Consider the following 1686-nt stretch of genomic DNA (forward strand, 5'->3'; position numbering starts at 1 on the left):
GCCGCTGCTGTCGGATGAGCTGTCACCGCCCCCACCGCCGCAGGCGGCGAGGCTCAGCGCCAGGCCCACGGCCAGGCTCAGTTTCAGAACGGGAAGACGGTGGGGCGTTTCAGGCATCGGAGACTCCATGGGACAGGGATTTGGCAAGGGTTGGACAAAGGCATTCGGGGTTGCGCGCGGGCTTGCTGGCCGGCAAGGCCGGTGCGGGTGGCCCGAAGACCACTCGCAGCCTGGCGCGCCAGTCGGGGGTGGCGCGCAATGCGCGGGCGATCGCCAGCCAGCCTTGCAGCGCAATGCGCAGCGGGTTGTAGGTGGTGACCGGGTGCACCAGGCCGTAGCGCGGCGGCAGCTCGTCCCGCTCGGCGACAAAGCTGCCGAACAATCGGTCGAACACGATCAGCACGCCGCCGTAGTTGCAGTCCAGGTATTCAGGGTTGCAGCCGTGGTGCACCCGGTGATGCGAGGGCGTGTTGAAGATCCACTCCAGCGGGCCCAGCTTGGGGATCCAGGTGGCATGCAGCCAGAACTGGTAGAGCAGGTTCAGCGTGACCGTGGCCAGCACGGCCACCGGCGAAAAGCCCAGCCACACCAGCGGCAGGAAGAACAGCACGGTGCCTGTCAGCTTGCCGGTCCAGCCCAGGCGCAGCGCGGTGGCCAGCGTCAGCTGGTTGGGCGAGTGGTGCACCTGGTGCGTGGCCCAGAACCAGTTCACGCGGTGGGCCGCGCGGTGGTAGCCGTAGTAGGCGAGCTCCTGGCCGAGGAACAGCGCGGCGAACTGCCAGGGCGTGGCCAGCGTCAGCGTGTCCAGCCGGTGGGCATGGGTCCACAGCAGCAGTGGTGCGGTGAGGGCGGTGCCCAGCAGGTCCACGAGCCGCCGGCCGACCATGTCGCCCAGCGTCGTGCCGAAGGCGCGCCAGTCGTAGGGCTGGCCGCGCCATTGCAGGATCAAGCCTTCGAGCAGCGCGGCGCCCAGCACGCCGCCGGTCAGCAGCCCGATCAGCCAGGGTGGCAGGTGCAGTTGCGATGACAGCGGGTTCATGGCCTGCATTGAATGCCGCCGCGGCCCGCGCCTGCGCCACGCCACGCGACGACTCATGACAGCGCTGCAACATTCGCCGGCCCGCCGTGCCCGGCCCCTACACTGGTTGCCAGCTCTGCTCAACCCGTCGCGCCATGAATCCCTCCAGCACTCAGGCCCTGGTCCTGATCGTCGACGACGATGCCGAACTGGCCGGCATGGTCGGCGAGCTGCTGGGCCGCGAGGGTTGGCAGGTGCACAGCGTGCTGACGGGTGGCGACGGCCTGCGCGCCATCGAGCGCCTGCACCCCGAGCTGGTGCTGCTGGACGTGATGCTGCCGGATGCCAACGGCTACGAGCTGTGCCGCCAGTGGCGTGGCCGCTGGCCGGCGCTGGGCCTGCTGATGCTGACCGCGCGCGGCACGCCGATCGACCGTGTGCTGGGCCTGGAGATCGGTGCCGACGACTACCTGGCCAAGCCTTTCGAGCCGCGTGAACTGGTGGCCCGCGTGCGGGCGCTGTTGCGCCGCAGCCGGGGCGGCCCGCGGGACACGCCGGTGCTGCGCTTTCCTGGCCTGCTGATCGACCTGATGCAGCGCGAGGTGAGGCTCACGGCCGCGGACCAGGAACAGGTGCTGCCGCTGACCAGCGTTGAGTTCAAGCTGCTG

2 protein-coding genes are annotated in these 1686 nt (G+C 69.8%); one reads left to right on the top strand and one right to left on the bottom strand.

Features of this window, described 5'->3' with window-relative positions; all coding sequences use genetic code 11:
• Positions 1 to 109 precede the first annotated feature (109 nt).
• On the bottom strand, positions 110 to 1039 hold the full coding sequence (locus FKP22_RS29490) for a sterol desaturase family protein (RefSeq protein ID WP_231012825.1): 930 nt from the start codon (positions 1037 to 1039) through the stop codon (positions 110 to 112).
• A gap of 134 nt (positions 1040 to 1173) precedes the next feature.
• Here FKP22_RS29490 and FKP22_RS29495 point away from each other — a divergent pair.
• Positions 1174 to 1686: response regulator transcription factor (locus FKP22_RS29495; RefSeq protein WP_141291758.1), on the top strand; the 513-nt coding region annotated here is incomplete at its 3' end.

Source organism: Ideonella azotifigens (assembly GCF_006519715.1).
Classification (GTDB): Bacteria; Pseudomonadota; Gammaproteobacteria; order Burkholderiales; family Burkholderiaceae_C; genus Ideonella; species Ideonella azotifigens.

Bases quoted from the DNA above. Each gene is read 5' to 3' on its own strand.
- FKP22_RS29490 (WP_231012825.1), bottom strand. From the start codon at position 1,039: ATGAACCCGCTGTCATCGCAACTGCACCTGCCACCCTGGCTGATCGGG.